This is a genomic window from Ochrobactrum sp. CGA5 (genome assembly GCF_006345815.1).
Lineage (GTDB): Bacteria > Pseudomonadota > Alphaproteobacteria > Rhizobiales > Rhizobiaceae > Brucella.
The window spans coordinates 420,939-439,211 of the sequence record NZ_VCIG01000038.1 but is presented as its reverse complement, the minus strand read 5'-3'; the positions used below and the strand labels follow the sequence as shown (position 1 = coordinate 439,211).

Sequence of the window (18,273 nt, the reverse complement as noted above, 5' to 3'; positions counted from 1 at the left end):
ACAGTCGGTCACAAGAAGTTCTTCACTGAGAAGGACCTGGACGCGATTGTTGATGGATTAAGACGAGAAACGAAATGCCACTCAAGCTCATCCCTCCCCGTGCGGGCAAATCGCCGTACTACTACGTTCGCGGCACCCACTTCGGGGTCGCAATGGACAGAAGTACAAAGACGACTGACAAAGCTACGGCAGCAAAGCTCCTCAAACTCTGGAAAGAAGAAATCGAAGCAGGAGTTTTCAGGAAACCCGGAGAGCCGACCTTCTTAGATGCGGTGACGGATTACATCGCTGCTACCCATAATGAACGTTTTATAGAGCCGATCGTTGAAAGGATCGGCCATTACCGTTTGGCCGACATTGATCAGCAGTTAATTGATACGACGGCAATTGCCCTCTACCCCACCGCAAGCCCAGCAACGCGCAATAGGCAGGTCTACACGGTCATTTCAGCCATCCTGAAGCATGCAGGGCTTAACCAGCAATGGAAGCGTCCGAAAGGCTCCAGAGGCCAGATGAAAACCGATTGGATGACGGACAAGCAGGCATTCAAGATTCTGGACGCTGCTTACAAGAAGGATGCCGAGTTCGGAATATTCCTGCATACCCTGCTTTATACCGGCATGCGGCTCAGTGAGCTAACAACGCTTGAAATTGCCAGGCTGGATTTGACCGAAGGAATGGCATACCTGCCAGCAACAAAGAATGGGAAGCCCAGAGCGGTTCACCTGCCGCCGACTGTGATTGCGGCTATTGCGAATCATCCACGTGGGCTTGATCGAGAAGGAAAGCTATTCCGGTTCAGAAAGTCAGGACGACTTTACACATGGCTGGAAGAAGTGAAAACGAAAGCTGGCCCCGACGTGGACTTTGTGACGTTCCACGTTTTCCGGCACACATGGGCTACTTGGATGCGCAAGTACGGGGGATTGGACGTGCGTGGATTGGTAGGAACTGGCGCTTGGACAGATATGGCATCTGCTGCCAGATATGCGCACGTAGTGGCAACGGATGAGGCGAAGCGCTCGAATCTCTTACCGGTGTCAAAGAAGCTGGAACGGAAGAAGAACTAATCCCACGGATTTTACCCGCTTGGCTCGGCCATGTTCTGCTTTCGTTTTCCAGTGTTTGCCGAGATGACAAATTTGAAAACAACAAATTATGATTATATATCAATTAGATAAATGGTGGGCGTGACAGGGATTGAACCTGTGACCCCTCCCGTGTGAAGGGAGTGCTCTCCCGCTGAGCTACACGCCCGTTGAGCTGCGCTCAATCAAGGTGGTGCGGATATACTGGCCAGCGGCTGTCTAAGTCAAGCGTCTCGCATGCCTGTCTCCAAAGAGATTTCGATCTTTCCCTTGATAGTTGACGCCGCCAACGAAAAACGGCAATCGCCGAGGGACAATTGCCGTTCTACGTTGATGCGAAAGGGATTTCAGAGCGCTGCGAGGCGCGAAGCTGCGGTCTTGTCGAATGCTTTCTGCAATCCGGAATCACGGCCGTATACATCGCCGTAATAGTGGACTTTCCCGTCGGCTTCCGGCCATGCTGTGAAATAGGAAATAAAGACAGGTACTGGGTCCTTGACCTTGATGCCACGCTCATTCTTGCCGAAATATTTCCCGAGATCTGTCACCGATGTTCCCAGAACTGCCGCCGCCATGTCGCGCGGACGTTCCAGCCGGATACAGCCATGGCTCAAGGCGCGCATATCGCGGCTGAAATAGGATTTGGCCGGCGTGTCGTGCATGTAGATATCATGCGTGTTGGGAAATAGAATTTTGAGCTCACCTAGCGCGTTGTCGAGGCTCGGCTTCTGGCGAATACCGACATGCGCCTGGCCCGCAGCAACCGCTCTCCAGTTGACAGCACTTGCTGAAACTTTCTTGCCGTCTGCATAAACTTCATAGCCATTGCGATCGAGATAGCTCCTATCACGCATGACCTTGGGCAGCATCTCGTTCAGAATGATCGAACGCGGCACCCCCCAAGATGGGTTGAAAACAACCGTCTGGACTTTGTTGTAGAAGAAGTAGGTCTGATGCGTCGGAGAGCCGATGACCACATTCATTGCCAGCTTTTCTTTTCCACCCTCATAATATTCCGCCCGATAGGCTGGCTGATTGACCATCACGTAACGCGAGCCAAAATCATGCGGCAGCCAGCGCAGGCGCTCCATGGAATAAAGGATACGGTCACGTTTGATGGTAGACTGCTCGCCTTGAAGGGCTGACACTGTACTGCGGCCAATAATGCCGTCGGGCACCCTGCCCGCAAGCTTCTGGTAGTCCTTGACGGCTGCAACCAATTCCGGACCGTAGACGCCGCCGCTCGCATGGGTGTCCAGCACTTGCTTGTGCTCTGCCAGATAGCTGGCGGGCGCGTGTCTTGAAATCAGCGCAATCACCTTGCTGAGCTCGTCATTGGTATCACCCGGCTTGATAATTCCATTCAGCGAGATGTGAATTGGCTCCGCAGATGGTGGCTCGGTATTTGCCAATTCACGCTTCAATGCCGCATATTGCTCATTGCTCGGCTGGAAACTGTGGAGATAGGCAGCCGGATCATTATCCGATGCGAGTTTTTCGAGAACGGCCTTCGGATCGACCCGGTCACGCGGCAGATCGTGGAAGCCGCTGAGGCGGTCGGCGACTATGCGTCCTTCGCCTGCGTCTATGGCATAGCGCAGCGCGCGGGCGGACATGCGGATTTCGAACTCCGCGAGCTTCTGCTGACGTTCGGCTTCGACGGTGGCGTCAAAACTGTCAGCCGGAATTGTGACAGCATATTCATCTGGATTAAGTCCATCCTCATCGGCGCGGGCAAAGAAAGCTGCAACATCCTTGGCGCGCTCGAGTACCTTGTCGTCCGCCGACCACATGAAAGAACGATGGTTCGAATAATAATCGACAATCGCCTGAGCGATCTCTTTCTCGGCTTTGATATTGACGGATTTCAGATAATTCGTCGCCGCATCGAATGCCCGTTCGCCCGGAGTTTTTTCTTGAACTTGTGGGCGAATCGGCGACATGCTCGGTGTCCGTGGATCGCCGCTCGCTGGTTCGGTGGCCGCTGTTACCTGCATATCGAGCGCGCTGAAATCAACATTGACCAGAGCATCCGGCTTGTAATCGTAAACTTGCGGCCCCTTGACTGTTACCCGCTGAACTGGCGGAAGACTGCGCACGGCAGCGCGAGGAGCAGAGACAGCTTTCGGCGCTATATGAGCACGAGGCGCGACTTTCGGCTGGACGGGCTGGTCTGACTGCATCTGCTGCTGGCGGCGCTGCTGAAAAAGCTCCATCAGGGAGTTAGCGGCTTGAGCCTGCGTCATGGGGAAAAACACCGAAGCTGCCAGAGCTATCACGGTTGCGCGGCGAATGTATTGTCCGCGCCCGGCGCTGCTTTTCTGATCCATCTGCGAGTGCCTGGAAAACTGCATTTCAAACCGCCAAAGTTGATGCGTTCGCTCAAAAAGCGAAACCGTCCGAATCTGCCCGTAGAATTTATCAATCTCGTATAGAAACTTTTAACGCTGTTGTTTCCTGACGCAATTTTGCGATTTGCGCTTATCACAATTGTTTGAGGTATCGATCGAACGGAAAGCCACGAATGCCGGAATGAACAATGTGACGCAGTGGCATCCACCCCGCATCGCGCTAAAAGCCCCGGACTATGGTTCCGAAACTGATATTCGGAGCTTCGATCAACATATCGCGCGAGCCGGAAACAATCACGACCTCCGGCTGCGTAGCTGGCAAGCAAGCGAGGTACCGCGATGGCAGAAGCAAGCGCCGCCGATCTTTTTCCTCTTGGTGAAGACGACACCCCTTACCGCAAGCTGACATCCGATCATGTCTCTGTCGATACGTTCAAGGGACAGGAGGTCTTGACGGTTGATCCAGAAGGGCTTCGCCTTCTTTCAGAAGCGGCCTTTGCCGATATCAACCATTTGCTGCGCCCCGGCCACCTGCAGCAGCTTGCCCACATCCTTGAAGACCCTGAAGCAACCGACAACGACCGTTTCGTTGCATACGATCTTCTGAAAAACGCCAATATCGCCGCTGGCGGTGTGCTTCCCATGTGTCAGGATACAGGCACGGCGATCATCATGGGCAAGAAAGGCCGTCGCGTCTGGACCGAGGGCGGCGACGCCGACGCACTCGGAGCCGGTGTGCTGGATGCCTACAACAAGAAAAACCTGCGTTATTCGCAGTTAGCGCCGCTTTCGATGTTCGAGGAAAAGAACACCAAGAACAATCTTCCCGCACAGATTGATATCTATGAAGAAGGCGAAGACGCCTACAAATTTCTTTTTGTTGCCAAGGGCGGCGGCTCGGCAAACAAGACATTCCTCTATCAGGGAACGCCGTCTCTCCTGACGCACGACCGCATGATCGACTTCCTCAAGGACAAGATCCTGAGCCTGGGAACAGCCGCTTGCCCACCTTACCATCTGGCAATTGTCATCGGCGGCACTTCGGCTGAGATGAACCTGAAGACAGTCAAGCTTGCCTCTACGCGTTATCTGGACAGCCTGCCGACCAAGGGGTCGGAAACCGGCCACGCCTTCCGCGATCTCGAAATGGAAGCTGAAATCCATAAGCTGACGCAGTCTCTTGGCGTCGGCGCTCAGTTCGGCGGCAAATATTTCTGCCATGACGTCCGTGTCATACGCCTGCCGCGCCACGGCGCTTCGCTGCCAATCGGGATCGGTGTCTCCTGCTCTGCCGACCGTCAGGCCAAGGGTAAGATCACCAAGGACGGCATCTTTCTGGAAAAGCTGGAAACCAACCCTGCCAAGTACATGCCGGATATCGATGAGGAAAAACTGTCGTCGCATGTGGTCAAGATCGACCTCAACCAGCCGATGCAGGACATTCTCAAGGAATTGTCGAAACATCCGGTCAAGACGCGCCTGTCCCTCTCCGGCCCGATCATTGTGGCTCGCGATCTGGCCCATGCCAAGATTCGGGAGCGGCTTGAAAACGGCGAAGCCATGCCGGATTATTTCAAGAACCACCCGATCTATTATGCTGGCCCGGCCAAGACCCCTGCCGGTTATGCCTCCGGCTCGTTCGGGCCCACCACGGCGGGCCGCATGGATTCCTATGTGGACCAGTTCCAGTCTTTCGGCGGCTCGATGGTGATGCTCGCCAAGGGTAACCGTTCGCGTCAGGTGCGTGAAGCCTGCGGCCAGCACGGCGGGTTTTATCTCGGCTCCATCGGCGGTCCCGCTGCCCGTCTGGCGCAGGATTGCATCAAGAAAGTCGAGGTCGTCGAATACCCAGAACTCGGCATGGAAGCCATCTGGCGCATCGAAGTGGAAGATTTCCCAGCCTTCATCGTCATTGATGACAAGGGCAATGATTTCTTCAAAGAACTCAATCTGGGCTAAGAAAAGTTAAGGGCGGCGCGAGCCGCCCTTGTCGTTTCATGCTCCGTCTTGTTTCAGGCGTTTGCCCCACCGTCAACGGTGAGCGTGGCTCCCGAAACAAAGCGTCCTTCGGCGCTTGCAAGCCAGGCCACCAGATTTGCTATATCGTCAGGCGAACCGAAACTGCCGGTAGCGATGCGTTCGCGTTGCGGCTCCGCATGGTCACCTGCTGCCGGATTCATGTCGGTGTCGGTCGAGCCGGGCTGAACGACATTGACCGTAACGCCTTTTGGACCGAGGTCGCGCGCCAGACCTTTCGTCAAACCGATCAGCGCGGCCTTGCTTGCCGCATAAAGGCTGATGCCCGGCCATGGCACGCTTTCGGCCAGGTTGGAACCGATAGTGATGACGCGCCCGCCGGAACCGAGGTGTGGTCTGGCCGCTGAAACAGCAGCAAAGACAGCCCGAAAATTCACAGCCATCACTTCATCGAAGTCAGCAAGTGTGACCTCTTCCAGTGGGGCTGCATGCCAGATGCCAGCGCTATTGACCAATATATCCAGACGGCTGAAATCTTTGACGGTTTTCTCGATTGCAGCAACTATCTGGCTTGCATCGCGATTATCGGCCTTCAGTGCCTGAGCCTTGCCACCCCTGGATATGATTTCGGAAACCAATGCTTCGGCTTTTTCCTTGCCGTTCACATACGTTACGACAACTGCCGCGCCATCTTTCGCCAGCCGCTGTGCAATCGCTGCACCGATGCCACGACTTCCGCCCGTGACGAAGGCAACCTTTCCGTTCAAAGCTTGCGCTGACATGCCATTTCCTTTCTGTATCGATTGATACATAATTGCTGACAGGCTTGCGAAGAACCGTCAAGTGATTTATTTAATGATCGATACAGAAAGGTTCGGACGTGGCAGAAAAAGGACGGCCCCGCAGCTTCGACCGTGAAACGGCGCTTCGTGCTGCGATGTTTGTATTTTGGGAGAAAGGCTTCGACGGATCGTCGTTGGCCGATCTCACAAGGGCTATGGGTATCAATGCGCCAAGCCTATATGCCGCATTCGGAAGCAAGGACGAGCTCTATCTTCAAGCCCTCACCCTTTACGCCGGTGAAGTCGGTGTTGGAATCTGGTCAACACTGGACGAAACGCCGGATGTTCATAAGGCTTTCGAGCGTTTTCTGCATGCAACGATAGATGCCTATTGCGAGGAATCCGTGCCGCGAGGCTGCATGATTGCGCTGGACGCTCTGCATCGCACGCAGTCATGCGACAAGGTTTGCAACGTGCTGCGCAATCGCCGCCTGAGCAATATTGAAATCCTCAAAAAGCGGCTTGAGCGCGGCATTCGTGATGGAGATATTCCTGCGTCCGTCAATTGTGAAGCGGTTGCAACCTTCTACGCGACTGTCCAGAACGGCATGTCCATTCTCGCGCGCGATGGCGGAACACGAGAAGACCTCGCTGCAACGGCTTTGGGCGCCATGGCGGGGTGGGATAAACTGGTTTCCCCCAACGCACAATCAGGCGACCAGCCTTAACTTCGGGGCATCGTAGAGATAATCCGCCACGAGCGACGCCACTTCGGTGTTTGCGATGATGCGACGATGCCCTAGACCGTCCGCCCAGTGCACCTTGACGTGGGAGCCTGCCCTACCAGCCATTTCCGCGCAGATGGCGGGTACTTCCTTATCGTCATGCGCGTGGATGACGAGCGTCGGGATCCTCATGCGACGCAAATGAACATCAGTGTCGAAATCCGTGATCGGACGCGCCGCAATATAACGGACTTGTTCCTTCATCGCATTGCGCACGTCACGGTCAAGTCCGAGCACCTTGCCGAAACCGTCAAAGACGCCCGCCATGGAGTGAGGGGAAGCAATCGTCACAAGTTTTGTCGGGCGGTGTGACTGGTAGCACCCGAGAGAACCCGCAGCGGCATTGACGACGACCGCGCCGCCGAATGAATGACCGATCATCGAATTGAATGGACCATACTGCCGCCAGGCCACATCAACGGCCGCGATTGCCTGTATCATGTTGAGAGTACGGCCCGCCGAAGCGCCATGCCCTGGCAGGTCGATGGAAACAACCCGTTCGCCACGCGCAACAAGCTCGCGGATGATCGTCATCATATCCGCGCTGCGCGATCCCCATCCATGGACGACAAGCGACGTTCTTCCAACATAAACGTCAGGCTCGAACAGATAAGTTGCGATAAACCCGCGGTCTATAATCAGATCGAGCCGCTTTGCTTGTCTCAGTTCATTGCTCGCCTGCTGAAGCCGCGCAGCATAAGCCTTGTTCTTCGGCTTTCGGCTTGGCGTTCGACAGAAAATCCTGAATGCTGTGCGGCCTGCGGTGTTGGGATCGATGCGGCCGAGCAAACCTAGGCCGAATCGCGTAACCTTCAATGAAAACGATGTCATGACAGGGCCTCAATTATGTTCAATCCTGAACAAATAATTGTACAAGAATGAACAAAATGCAAGACGATACTCCAAAACTGCCTTGGGACAATCCGCGTTTTAAGAATTGGATTGCTGTTGCACGCGCTGGCAAGGCGGTGGAGCGCGCCCTCGCTCAGGGGCTGTCGGCCTTCGATCTCAAGATCGCAGACCTCGACGTACTGATGAATATTTATCGTCATCCCGGCGAATCCCAGCACGATCTTGCGCGCCGCATCCTTGTCGGGCGTTCGAACATCACGATGCTGCTGCCAAAGCTCGAAAAACGCGGCTTGCTGGTGCGCGAGGGAGACCCGGCGGACAAGCGCGTGATGCGACTGACGCTAACAGCCAAGGGCGAAAGGCTTCTGGGGCATGCGCTGACGGTTTACACTGACCTGATTGATCGTGTCATGGCGCAATCGACAAATGCGCAGTGCAACGCGATGGGTGATGTCATGCGCCGTATATCGGAAATGCTGGAAAAAGATTGATTGGCAGAGGCGATCAGCGATCTCGCTTCAGGCCTTTTTCGGCAAGCTCATCGAGATAGGTTTGCCATAACGTGTCCTTCTCGGTGCCAAGCTTGTGGAGATAAGTCCAAGAAAACAGACCTGTATCGTGCATATCGTCGAACGTTATGCGAACAGCGTAATTGCCGACCGGCTCCATCTTCATGATTTCGACATTGCGCTTGCCACCGACTGTTATACGCTGTTCCGGCGAATGCCCCTGCACTTCTGCCGAAGGTGACAGAACACGCAGCAACTCCGCGGTCAGCTCAAATCTCTGACCGTCCTCAAACGCTACAGTCAACAGTTTGCGATCTTGCGAAACACGCAACTCGGTTGGCCAGAACTCACTCATCACCGTTCTCCAGCTTGGATTTTCGCCAGCTTTTGATAGGCTCCGCGTTAAAATATCGCAATAGTCACGGTCATCATTGAAAGAGCTTCGCGCGCGTGAAACTGGACATTGACGCTCGCACATCCTATTTTTAGTGAGACGACGCGGATATTCCTCCGCATCCTGTGGAAACAACGGCTTAATGATGTACACAAACCGAGCCCAGCCACTTGTTTCCCCGACTGGACCCATGATTGATCCTTTCGGGCGCGCCATCACTTATCTTCGCGTTTCAGTGACGGATCGCTGCGATTTTCGCTGCACCTATTGCATGGCGGAACATATGACGTTCCTGCCCAAGAAGGATCTACTGACGCTTGAGGAACTGGATCGGCTGTGCACCGCCTTTATCGACAAGGGTGTGCGGAAACTGCGCCTGACCGGCGGCGAGCCTTTGGTGCGCAAGAATATCATGCACCTCATCCGGCAGCTTTCGCGTCATCTGAACTCGGGTGCGCTTGATGAATTGACTCTCACCACGAACGGATCGCAGCTTTCACGCTTTGCCGACGAACTGGCCCAATGTGGGATACGCCGTATCAACGTCTCGTTGGATACGCTTAACCCTGAAAAATTCCACCAGATCACCCGCTGGGGTGAGCTCGCCCGCGTTCTTGAAGGAATTGAGGCTGCACAACGCGCCGGCATCAGCGTCAAGATCAACGCAGTCGCTTTGAAGGATTTCAACGATCAGGAAATTCCTGAGTTGATCCGCTGGGCGCATGGCCGTGGCATGGATATGACGCTTATCGAAACAATGCCGATGGGCGAAATCGAGTTCGACCGTACCGATCAATATTTGCCGCTCTCGCAGGTGCGCGAAAACCTTTCGCAGCAATTTACGCTTTCCGATATTCCTTACCGCACAGGCGGCCCTGCCCGCTATGTAACGATTGCCGAAACAGGCGGTCGGGTCGGCTTCATAACGCCAATGACGCATAATTTCTGCGAAAGCTGCAATCGTGTCAGGCTTACCTGCACCGGCATGCTCTACATGTGCCTTGGTCAGAACGACGACGCCGACTTGCGCAAGGCGTTGCGGGAAAGCGAAAGCGACCTGCTGCTCAATCAGGCGATTGATGAAGCCATTTCGCGCAAGCCGAAAGGTCATGATTTCATCATTGACCGCGATCACAATCGCCCGGCGGTCGCTCGTCACATGAGTCTTACAGGCGGCTGAGCCATTTATACTTTAAAGTGCTAACGGCCTGAAATAATTGTCGCAAGATCGACTTTAAAACGGTATGCAGTTGCAAGGCTTAGAGCCTAAACTGGATTCTGTATCGTGCCGCAATCAGCAAACTTTCGTGCAAGTATTTTCATGCTTCTCGCCATGGGGACTTTTACCATCGGCGATACGATTACAAAATACCTGCTGACCGAGATGAACAGCGGTCAGTACATGTTGATCCGAGGCATATTCGCAACGGTTCTGATCGGTTTGTTGGCCTGGCGCCACGGCGCGCTGCGCGGTCTTTCACTGGAAAAGATGACCGTTTTGCGCGTTGCAGGAGAAGTCGCTGCCACCATCACCTATATTTATTCCCTCGGCCACCTGTCGCAGGCATTCTGTTCGGCTGTTTTTCAGGCAACGCCGCTGGTCGTGACGACGGGAGCCGCACTTTTTCTCAAGGAAAAAGTAGGCTGGCGTCGCTGGTCCTGTATTCTTGTCGGTCTTGTCGGGGTTCTCATCATAATCCGGCCAGGAACGGATGGTGCCGCAAGTCTTGTCGCTATTGCCGTCCTTCTTGCCAGCGTCGGGTTTGCAGCCACGCGGGATATTGCTACGCGCCGCGTGCCCGCCCACGTACCAACCCTTTACCTTTCCACGTTGACTGCCGGCGCTATCACGTTGACGGGCGGCGCGCTGACAGTGCCTATGGGCGGATGGCAGCCCGTTGAAGTAACAGCAATCGGCGCCATGGCCATTGCCGCCGTTCTCCTTCTGGTCGGTTATCATTTCATCATTTTGGCCATGCGCGAGGGTGAGGTGTCGTTTGTTTCACCGTTCCGCTATTCCAGCCTGCTTTGGGCAATCGGTCTCAGCACGCTGGTTTTTGGTGAAGCGCCCGACATATATACGATAGCTGGATCAATTCTGGTGGTCGGGAGCGGTGTTTACATGGTTTATCGCGAGAATGTCCTTAAAAAGCGGGAGCGCAATAAGAGCACGCTTGCGACGATTCCGACCGGCGTGGAACCATCATGATTGCAGGTGCCATTATCGCTGGTGGGCTTTCCAGCCGCATGCAGGAAGGTGGGGTCGCAGGAGACAAATTCCTTCAGCCGCTTGGCAGTAGCGGGACCATCATTTCTCATGTCGTCAAAAGGATCAAACCACAGGTTGACGCTCTGGTGATCAATGCGAATAGCAACGATTCGCGCCTGACTGATCTCGGTGTACCAGTGATGAAGGACCTGCCGGCGGAAAATGGTGGACCATTGGTCGGCATCCTGACCACGCTGAAGCAGGCAAAAGAGGCTTCGCTGTTGATTACGACGGCAGCGGATACGCCGTTTCTGCCCCGTGACCTCACCGCCCGCCTCCTTTCGCGCCGGCATGAAAGAGGAGCGCGGATCGTTCTCGCCAGTTCCCTTAACCGGGTTCATCCGATTTTCGGCCTGTGGGAAACCGCGCTTGCCGACGAACTTGCAACCTGGCTCGCCAATACCCGTAGGGCCAGCGTTTTTGCATTCGCAGAGCAGATCGGGTTTGAGACGGTCGATTTTCCGCTTGCCTTCATTGGCAGTAGCCAAGAAACATATGATCCGTTTTTTAACATCAACCGGCCAGACGACCTCGTCGCCGCCCGAAAACTGGCTGAGGTAATTGAATGAACCAGAAGCTGTTTGGTATCACTGGCTGGAAAAACTCCGGCAAGACGACGATGACCGAACGCCTGGTCACATGCCTCACCGCGCGTGGATACCGCATCGCCACGATCAAGCATGCCCATCATAATTTCGACATCGATCACGAAGGCACCGATTCCTGGCGACATCGAAAGGCAGGGGCAGCGGAAGTAGCTATAGTCTCATCGCAACGTTACGCAATCATGCACGAAGGTTTAGGTGAAGCAGAGCCTTCCCTATGGGAGATTGCGGCCAAGCTTGCACCTTGCGATTTGATTCTGGTTGAAGGTTACAAGCACGAGACACACAAGAAAATCGAACTGCGCCGCGCAGATGGCCATGCCGGACCATTCCTCTCAGCCGAGGATCCCGCCGTTGTTGCCATCGCCAGCGATAATCCCCAGCAAGGGGAAACAGTGCCAATCTTCGGTATCGACGATATCGAGCAAATAGCCGATTTCATCCAAGGCGAAATGCGTCTTTGAGGAAATCTCTATCATTGTCTCTTTCTACGACACAATTCCCCATACTATGGCAACGCTCTGCAGAAAACGCCGAGAAACTCCCCCTTGAGTCGCACAATTTAATTACACGGACCATCTTGCCAATCATCTCGAAATGGTGGGAATATTGTGGTCAGATTTGATGGTGGGGATGGAAGCGCGAAAAAATATTGCGCATGATCGGCTCAACCATCTATTGGTAGTGGCCTAGGGGAAGCCGCTACCAAACGTGTACTTTATGGTTTCACGGTCGTGACTACCCCTTAAGCGGCTGAACCAGAAGAAATAATCAGGGAACCAGCCAGAACAAAACGAGAGGACTGAAAATGCGCGTATTCAAGCGTATCGCCGCTGCTGCATCTGTTGCCGCGCTGGCAATCACAATCGGCAGCATGGCTGGCGGTGTTGCAAATGCAGAAGAGCCGCTCAAGCTCAAGATCGGCACCGAAGGCGCCTATCCTCCCTTCAACTTCATCAAGCCAGACGGCACCCTTTCGGGATTTGACGTCGATATAGCCAAGGCACTTTGCGATGAAATGAAGGCGGAGTGTGAATTCGTCACCCAGGAATGGGACGGTGCCATTCCAGCCCTTCAGGCTGGCAAGTTTGATGCCTTCATCGCCTCCATGTCCATCACGGATGAGCGCAAGAAGCAGGTCGACTTTTCCAACAAGTATTACAACACGCCTCCAGGCATTGCTGCTCCGAAAGACACCGACATCAAGGGTGTGACCAAAGAAGACCTTGCTGGCAAGACCATCGGCGTTCAAGTTTCCACTACCCACGCCAACTACTCGGAAAAGACCTTTACCGACAGCACGATCAAGGCCTATCCAACTGCTGAAGAATACCGTCTCGATCTCGCCAACGGTCGTCTCGACGCCGTTAACGATGATAGTGTAACCTTGGCGGAATGGCTGAAGACACCGGATGGTGCCTGCTGCAAGATGGTCGGCACCTTCCCGCCAGTTATCGAGATCCACGGCCCGGGCGCCGGCGTTGCCTTCAAGAAGGGGCGTCCAGAGCTGGTTGAAAAGTTCAACGCAGCCATCAAGGCCATTCGCGAGAACGGCAAGTATAAGGAAGTCAACGACAAATACTTTGACTTCGATGCTTACGGCGCCGAAAACTAATCAGAACTCACACCTATGCGCCGGTTTGCTTTCCCGCAAATCGGCGCAAAACATTTGCATGGGCTTGCCATACAAGTCTCGCTGGGCCAGTCCTCGCAGGCTATAAAAACACAGGCAAATGCCTTCAGAAAAAAGAACAGGCGCATGGAACATTACGCCACTTTGTTGAGTTTCGGTCCCAACGGTTGGGGCGCAAGTATTGCCTGGGGCCTTCTGGTTACCGTCTCGCTGGCGCTCGCGACACTTCCCATCGGTCTTGCCTTGGGGTTTCTGGTCGCGATCGGCAAACAATCCAGCGAACCATCGATCAGGCTTGCTTCAAACATATACACCACGATCTTCCGCGGTTTGCCCGAACTTCTAACCCTCTTTCTCGTCTATTTCGGTGCATCGCTTGGTCTCCAGCGGCTTTTGAGCTTGCTTGGCATTGAGGCCAACGTGGAAATCAATGCTTTCGGCGCAGGTATGGTCGCGCTGGGTTTTGTCTTCTCGTCATATTCGAGCGAAGTCTTTCTTTCGGCATTTCGTGCGATCCCTCGCGGTCAGTATGAAGGCGGATATGCAGTTGGCCTCTCGCACTGGCAGACCATGCGCAAGGTCATCCTGCCGCAGTTGATTCGCATCGCCCTTCCCGGCCTGGCCAATCTTTGGCTGGTGCTGCTGAAGGATACGTCGCTGGTTTCGGTCATCACTTTGTCGGATATTCTGCGGCAGACCTCCATCGCAGCTCGTGTGACCAAGGAACCGTTTCTGTTCTTTGGCCTAGCCTGCCTGCTCTATCTGGTCCTCGCAATCATCTCCTCTTACTTCATCGATCGTATTGCCCGCTGGGCCGATGCGGGCGCCAACCGTTCGCGAGGTGCATGATATGACCCAGACGGTTTCCAATATGACAATTCCTCCTATGGCTCCGCCGCCGGTAGTCAGGCAATGGACACGGACGCGCGTTGCTGGACATATCATCGTTGCTTTCTGGTTCCTTCTGTTCGCTGGCCTTGCAATCTATCTCTACAATGCATGGCGCATCGATCTGTTTGAAACCTATGGACCTCGCTATTGGTCAGGGCTTCTTATAACGCTGAAGCTGGTCTCGATATCGATTGTCATCGGCGCCCTGCTCTCGCTGCCGATCACGGCGGCGCGCATGTCCAAAAACCGATGGCTGCGCGGAATTGCTTTCGGCTACGTCTATTTCTTCCGCGGCACGCCGCTGCTGGCGCAAACATTCCTTATCTACTACGGCTTCGGAACTTTCCGTCCGTTTCTTGAAAGCATCGGACTCTGGGTATTCTTCCGCGATGCTTGGAATTGCGCTATCCTGGCGTTTTCTCTGAATACGGCTGCCTATCAGGCAGAAATTCTGCGCGGTGCTATCCAGAGCGTGGCACCGGGGCAATGGGAAGGCGCTGCGGCGCTTGGTATTTCCAAGCGCGTAACTTTCTGGAAGATCATTCTTCCTCAGGCTCTTATCGTAGCATTGCGTCCTTATGGCAATGAGATCATCCTGATGATCAAGGGCTCCGCGATTGTGGCCATCATTACGGTCCTCGATCTGATGGGAGAAACGCGCCGTGCATATTCACGGACATTCGATTTCCAGACCTATCTCTGGGCAGCGGTCATCTATTTGCTGATTGTCGAATGCTTGCGACACATCTGGGATTTCCTTGAGCGACGCCTGACCCGGCATCTCATTCGCTAAAAATTCCTAAACGAGCACAAAGCCAAAATATCGCCCTCGGCAGCCTTGCGGCTTCCGGGGGCGATCTGCTTAGAATGCACCCTCCAACATAACGTAACAGGTTGAGTCATGCTGAAAATCTGGGGCCGTATCAATTCCACGAATGTGAAGAAAGCGCTCTGGACAGCGCGTGAACTTAATCTCGACTATGAACAGATCGATGTCGGCGGCCAGTTTGGTGGATTGAATGACCCAGCCTACCTCGCCCGCAATCCGAATGGGCTGATTCCCTTGCTGGAAGATGGCAACACGGTGCTGTGGGAATCCAATACTATTACGCGTTATCTAGCAGCAGCTTACGGCAAGAATACGCTGTGGATCGAAGACCCGGCCAACCGTGCGCAAGCCGAAAAATGGATGGATTGGGCTTCCTCGTCCTTCTATACGAATTTCAGCAATGTCATGAAGCATTTGATCCGCTTGCCGGAAGCCGAGCGTGACCCGGCAATTCTGGAACACAGCCTTGAGGGTCTTGCTCATTCCATGCAGATTGCCAATGAGGGTTTGAAGGACGACCGATGGTTCTCTGGCGAGACGTTCGGTATCGGTGATATTCCCACGGGATGCTACGCTTATGCTTGGTTTGAGTTTCCAATTGAGCGCCCCTCTCTTCCGCACCTTGAAGACTGGTATGGCCGCCTCAAGCGGCGTCCGGCCTATCAGGCGGCCGTTATGACGCCTCTTACCTGATTTTAGAATTATCCAGAGGAATGAACGAATGACGACACCCGCTAAAGTTGCCTTTCTGGGCCTGGGTGTCATGGGATATCCCATGGCAGCTCACCTCAAGAACAAGGGCGGTCACGATGTCACGGTTTACAACCGCACGACGGCAAAGGCCGAAAAATGGGCAAAGGAATTCGGTGGCAGCTTTGCCGCAACACCTGCCGAAGCCGTGCGCGATGCAGACTTTGTTTTCGCCTGCGTTGGCAATGATGACGATCTTCGCGCCGTGACCGTCGGTCCGGAGGGAGCCTTTTCAACCATGAAAAAGGACGCGATTTTTATCGACAACACGACTGCATCCGCTGAGGTTGCTCGCGAACTGGATGCTGAAGCGCAAAAGCTCGGTTTCCATTTCATCGACGCCCCTGTCTCCGGTGGTCAGGCGGGCGCTGAGAACGGTGTGCTGACCGTCATGGTCGGCGCACCGGAAGCCGTATTTATGCGCGCCAAACCAGTGATCGACGCCTATGCACGCATGGTGGGCCTCATGGGACCGGTCGGCTCCGGGCAGCTCGCAAAGATGGTCAACCAGATCTGTATTGCCGGTCTTGTTCAGGGGCTGGCGGAAGGTATCCATTTCGGCAAGAAAGCGGGTCTCGATATCGAAAAACTGATCGCGGTGATCTCGAAAGGCGCGGCTGGGTCCTGGCAGATGGAAAACCGGTCTGGAACCATGAACCAAGGCAAGTATGATTTTGGTTTTGCCGTTGACTGGATGCGCAAGGATCTTGGCATTTGCCTTGAGGAAGCGGATCGCAATGGCGCGCTTTTGCCGGTTACGGCGCTGGTGGACCAGTTCTACAAGGAAGTGCAGAAGATTGGTGGCAATCGCTGGGATACGTCTTCTTTGCTCGCCCGGCTTGAACGGTCCTGAGATACGCAATCCCATCAAAAAAAGCCCGGCATTGCCGGGCTTTTTCATGTCTCATCCGTCAAGTTTAGAACTTGACCTTTGCCGTGAGCGACAGACCGCCGACAAAGTCGTTACCAAACTCGCCCTTGGAGCCGGTCAAACTAGGCTTGCCACCGACGACAGTATCGTCAAGTTCACCGGAGGATAGCCAGCCAGCAGCACCGGCCAAACGAACCTCGAAGTGTTCATTCGGCTTGTAGTTGGTGCCGAGACCAAACAGCCATACGTCAGTCTGCGACGTCAGGCCCGTACTGGTACCGCGATCCCAGGTTACAGTACCGGCCACCGACCACTGTTCGTTGAGCTTATGACCAACGCCACCGCTCACTGTCCAGCCATCCTGATAGTACAGGTTCAAACTGGTGATTGTCCTGCCCTTGGGAGCAACATTGCTGTCGGATGCGTTGAAATCCACGCGGGTAATGGATGACCAATCAGTCCACTTGACCGAGCCAAACGCAAGCCAATCTGGCGCGATACCGGTCTGGAACTTGAATTCAACCGACTGGGGTGTTGAGACGTCGCTTTCGACATTGATTGGAACCGCGCGTCCACCGATAATTGCCAGATTATCAATCGTGCCTTCAAGATTATATTTGACCTTGGATTGATAAACGAGCGTAGCGCGCATCGCATATTCTGGAATTTCATAGGCAGCGCCAAGACGCCAGCCTACAGCTTCGTCCTCTACGTCCAGAGACGCTATACGAAACTGCCCCGGGAATGGGAAATTCGTCGGATTGTTTCTTGGGTCTACGCCTGGAATCATACGGGTCTGCTCACCCCTAAGCTCCTGATAACTGACACCACCGAGAACGCGAAAATAACTTTTCTCGCCTGCCGCGAAGCGATATGAGCAGTTCACGCCGTAGTCCTGCGAAGATATTTTCTGATCGATGGCCGTATACATACGGACCGTATCCACACCAACGTCGGTGTGAATACCCCAAGGTTGGCGATATTGCGCCGCGCATGCAAGGTCATCGGTCAGATCGAACTTCGCGGATGCTTTCGGCACCCAGTAGCTCTTGGCCTCATCGACTTCGGTTTCGTATGGTTTCTTCGTGATCGGGTTCATTCCTCCCGACATCGCGCCAATACGGGAACCGTTGATATTCTTCAGTTTACGCTGAGGAGCAACATAGGTACCGGTCGTATCGACGACGTTGCCCTTCTCGAAGAGAATATCAAAATCTTGCGAGCTACGCTCGAATCCGCCCGCATTGGCCGCGACCGCGCTCCCAAGGAGAGCTGCAACCATTCCTGCCATTTTCGCGCGTTGTGCACTCATAAATGTCCTCCCACACAGCAACGATATTAACGTTGACGAAAACGTAAATCAGGAAGGATTCAGGCCGCAAGTCGCATTAATTTGGGTTGGTACACCGAACTTTCGATACATCTGTCAAAAATGGCTAAAACATCAATTATGTAGTCGTTTCATTGGAAAAAATCGGCCATGCACATGCCGAATTGGCGTAAATTGGCCAGTTTTATGCCTCTTTTTCGCCTTGTTGCGAAAGGGCAACATTGCTCAAAAACAATCGAAACCGCAGTTCGATTAACCGCTCTGGTGATTGAAACGCTCCCAAATCCGCAAAACCTGCAGCAAAACACCCGGCAGTGCAAAACACTGCCGGGTGGCTGATTCGGGCTTAAATCTCTT

Annotated in this window: 19 protein-coding genes and 1 tRNA gene; 14 read left to right on the top strand and 6 right to left on the bottom strand. The window is 54.1% G+C overall.

Going from position 1 to position 18,273, the window contains the following annotated elements; translation table 11 throughout:
• Positions 1-74: 74 nt before the first annotated feature.
• Positions 75-1,070 carry a site-specific integrase gene (locus tag FJQ48_RS15080; protein WP_139975801.1) on the top strand — a complete coding sequence of 332 codons (996 nt, stop codon included), beginning with the start codon at positions 75-77 and terminating at the stop codon, positions 1,068-1,070.
• A gap of 112 nt (positions 1,071-1,182) precedes the next feature.
• On the opposite strand, the gene FJQ48_RS15075 is transcribed toward FJQ48_RS15080, so the two are convergent.
• Positions 1,183-1,257: transfer RNA gene (locus FJQ48_RS15075), tRNA-Val, on the bottom strand.
• A gap of 178 nt (positions 1,258-1,435) precedes the next feature.
• Positions 1,436-3,418, bottom strand: coding sequence for a murein L,D-transpeptidase (locus FJQ48_RS15070; RefSeq protein ID WP_247870391.1), 1,983 nt, complete (start codon positions 3,416-3,418; stop codon positions 1,436-1,438).
• 360 nt (positions 3,419-3,778) lie between these two features.
• On the opposite strand from FJQ48_RS15070, the gene FJQ48_RS15060 reads away from it, so the two are divergent.
• A complete protein-coding gene (locus tag FJQ48_RS15060) occupies positions 3,779-5,398 on the top strand; it encodes a fumarate hydratase (RefSeq protein WP_139975799.1) in 1,620 nt (539 codons plus the stop codon).
• 53 nt (positions 5,399-5,451) lie between these two features.
• Here the strand turns inward: FJQ48_RS15060 and FJQ48_RS15055 are convergent, their stop codons facing one another.
• The gene (locus FJQ48_RS15055) at positions 5,452-6,198 is read right to left on the bottom strand and encodes a 3-oxoacyl-ACP reductase family protein (RefSeq protein ID WP_139975798.1); all 747 of its coding nucleotides are present in this window, start codon (positions 6,196-6,198) and stop codon (positions 5,452-5,454) included.
• 98 nt (positions 6,199-6,296) lie between these two features.
• On the opposite strand from FJQ48_RS15055, the gene FJQ48_RS15050 reads away from it, so the two are divergent.
• Positions 6,297-6,926 (top strand): TetR/AcrR family transcriptional regulator, encoded by a 630-nt coding sequence (locus FJQ48_RS15050; protein ID WP_139975797.1) that lies wholly within the window; start codon positions 6,297-6,299, stop codon positions 6,924-6,926.
• On the opposite strand, the gene FJQ48_RS15045 is transcribed toward FJQ48_RS15050, so the two are convergent.
• Positions 6,909-7,814 carry an alpha/beta hydrolase gene (locus FJQ48_RS15045; protein WP_139975796.1) on the bottom strand — a complete coding sequence of 302 codons (906 nt, stop codon included), beginning with the start codon at positions 7,812-7,814 and terminating at the stop codon, positions 6,909-6,911. The two genes, FJQ48_RS15050 and FJQ48_RS15045, sit on opposite strands and share 18 nt — an antisense overlap.
• 47 nt (positions 7,815-7,861) lie before the next feature.
• On the opposite strand from FJQ48_RS15045, the gene FJQ48_RS15040 reads away from it, so the two are divergent.
• A complete protein-coding gene (locus FJQ48_RS15040; protein ID WP_139975795.1) occupies positions 7,862-8,326 on the top strand; it encodes a MarR family transcriptional regulator in 465 nt (154 codons plus the stop codon).
• A gap of 13 nt (positions 8,327-8,339) precedes the next feature.
• On the opposite strand, the gene FJQ48_RS15035 is transcribed toward FJQ48_RS15040, so the two are convergent.
• Positions 8,340-8,699: a DUF971 domain-containing protein gene (locus tag FJQ48_RS15035; RefSeq protein WP_139975794.1), complete on the bottom strand. Its 360-nt coding sequence runs from the start codon at positions 8,697-8,699 to the stop codon at positions 8,340-8,342.
• Between the two features lie 229 nt (positions 8,700-8,928).
• Here FJQ48_RS15035 and moaA point away from each other — a divergent pair, with 229 nt between their 5' ends.
• The 9 genes from moaA to FJQ48_RS14990 all read left to right on the top strand — a co-directional run bounded on the left by moaA (position 8,929) and on the right by FJQ48_RS14990 (position 16,568).
• The gene (gene moaA / locus FJQ48_RS15030; RefSeq protein ID WP_247870390.1) at positions 8,929-9,918 is read left to right on the top strand and encodes a GTP 3',8-cyclase MoaA; all 990 of its coding nucleotides are present in this window, start codon (positions 8,929-8,931) and stop codon (positions 9,916-9,918) included.
• A 141-nt stretch (positions 9,919-10,059) separates the two neighbouring features.
• Positions 10,060-10,947: a DMT family transporter gene (locus FJQ48_RS15025; protein ID WP_139976305.1), complete on the top strand. Its 888-nt coding sequence runs from the start codon at positions 10,060-10,062 to the stop codon at positions 10,945-10,947.
• Positions 10,944-11,576 (top strand): molybdenum cofactor guanylyltransferase MobA, encoded by a 633-nt coding sequence (gene mobA, locus FJQ48_RS15020; protein ID WP_139975793.1) that lies wholly within the window; start codon positions 10,944-10,946, stop codon positions 11,574-11,576. Before FJQ48_RS15025 ends, mobA begins: the two co-directional genes overlap by 4 nt.
• On the top strand, positions 11,573-12,076 hold the full coding sequence (gene mobB, locus FJQ48_RS15015; RefSeq protein ID WP_139975792.1) for a molybdopterin-guanine dinucleotide biosynthesis protein B: 504 nt from the start codon (positions 11,573-11,575) through the stop codon (positions 12,074-12,076). The genes mobA and mobB overlap by 4 nt, the downstream gene beginning before the upstream one ends.
• 344 nt (positions 12,077-12,420) lie before the next feature.
• Entirely contained in the window at positions 12,421-13,227 is an 807-nt protein-coding gene (locus FJQ48_RS15010; RefSeq protein ID WP_139975791.1) for an ABC transporter substrate-binding protein, read from the top strand.
• 144 nt (positions 13,228-13,371) lie between these two features.
• Positions 13,372-14,094, top strand: a complete 723-nt coding sequence (locus tag FJQ48_RS15005; RefSeq protein ID WP_139975790.1) for an ABC transporter permease — start codon at positions 13,372-13,374, stop codon at positions 14,092-14,094.
• Between the two features lies 1 nt (position 14,095).
• Positions 14,096-14,929 (top strand): ABC transporter permease, encoded by an 834-nt coding sequence (locus FJQ48_RS15000; RefSeq protein WP_139975789.1) that lies wholly within the window; start codon positions 14,096-14,098, stop codon positions 14,927-14,929.
• Between the two features lie 108 nt (positions 14,930-15,037).
• Positions 15,038-15,658 (top strand): glutathione S-transferase, encoded by a 621-nt coding sequence (locus tag FJQ48_RS14995; RefSeq protein ID WP_139975788.1) that lies wholly within the window; start codon positions 15,038-15,040, stop codon positions 15,656-15,658.
• A 28-nt stretch (positions 15,659-15,686) separates the two neighbouring features.
• On the top strand, positions 15,687-16,568 hold the full coding sequence (locus FJQ48_RS14990; RefSeq protein ID WP_139975787.1) for an NAD(P)-dependent oxidoreductase: 882 nt from the start codon (positions 15,687-15,689) through the stop codon (positions 16,566-16,568).
• 64 nt (positions 16,569-16,632) lie between these two features.
• On the opposite strand, the gene FJQ48_RS14985 is transcribed toward FJQ48_RS14990, so the two are convergent.
• Positions 16,633-17,685: an OmpP1/FadL family transporter gene (locus FJQ48_RS14985; protein WP_282183551.1), complete on the bottom strand. Its 1,053-nt coding sequence runs from the start codon at positions 17,683-17,685 to the stop codon at positions 16,633-16,635.
• A 381-nt stretch (positions 17,686-18,066) separates the two neighbouring features.
• On the opposite strand from FJQ48_RS14985, the gene FJQ48_RS14980 reads away from it, so the two are divergent.
• A complete protein-coding gene (locus FJQ48_RS14980; RefSeq protein ID WP_139975786.1) occupies positions 18,067-18,255 on the top strand; it encodes a hypothetical protein in 189 nt (62 codons plus the stop codon).
• Positions 18,256-18,273: the final 18 nt, after the last annotated feature.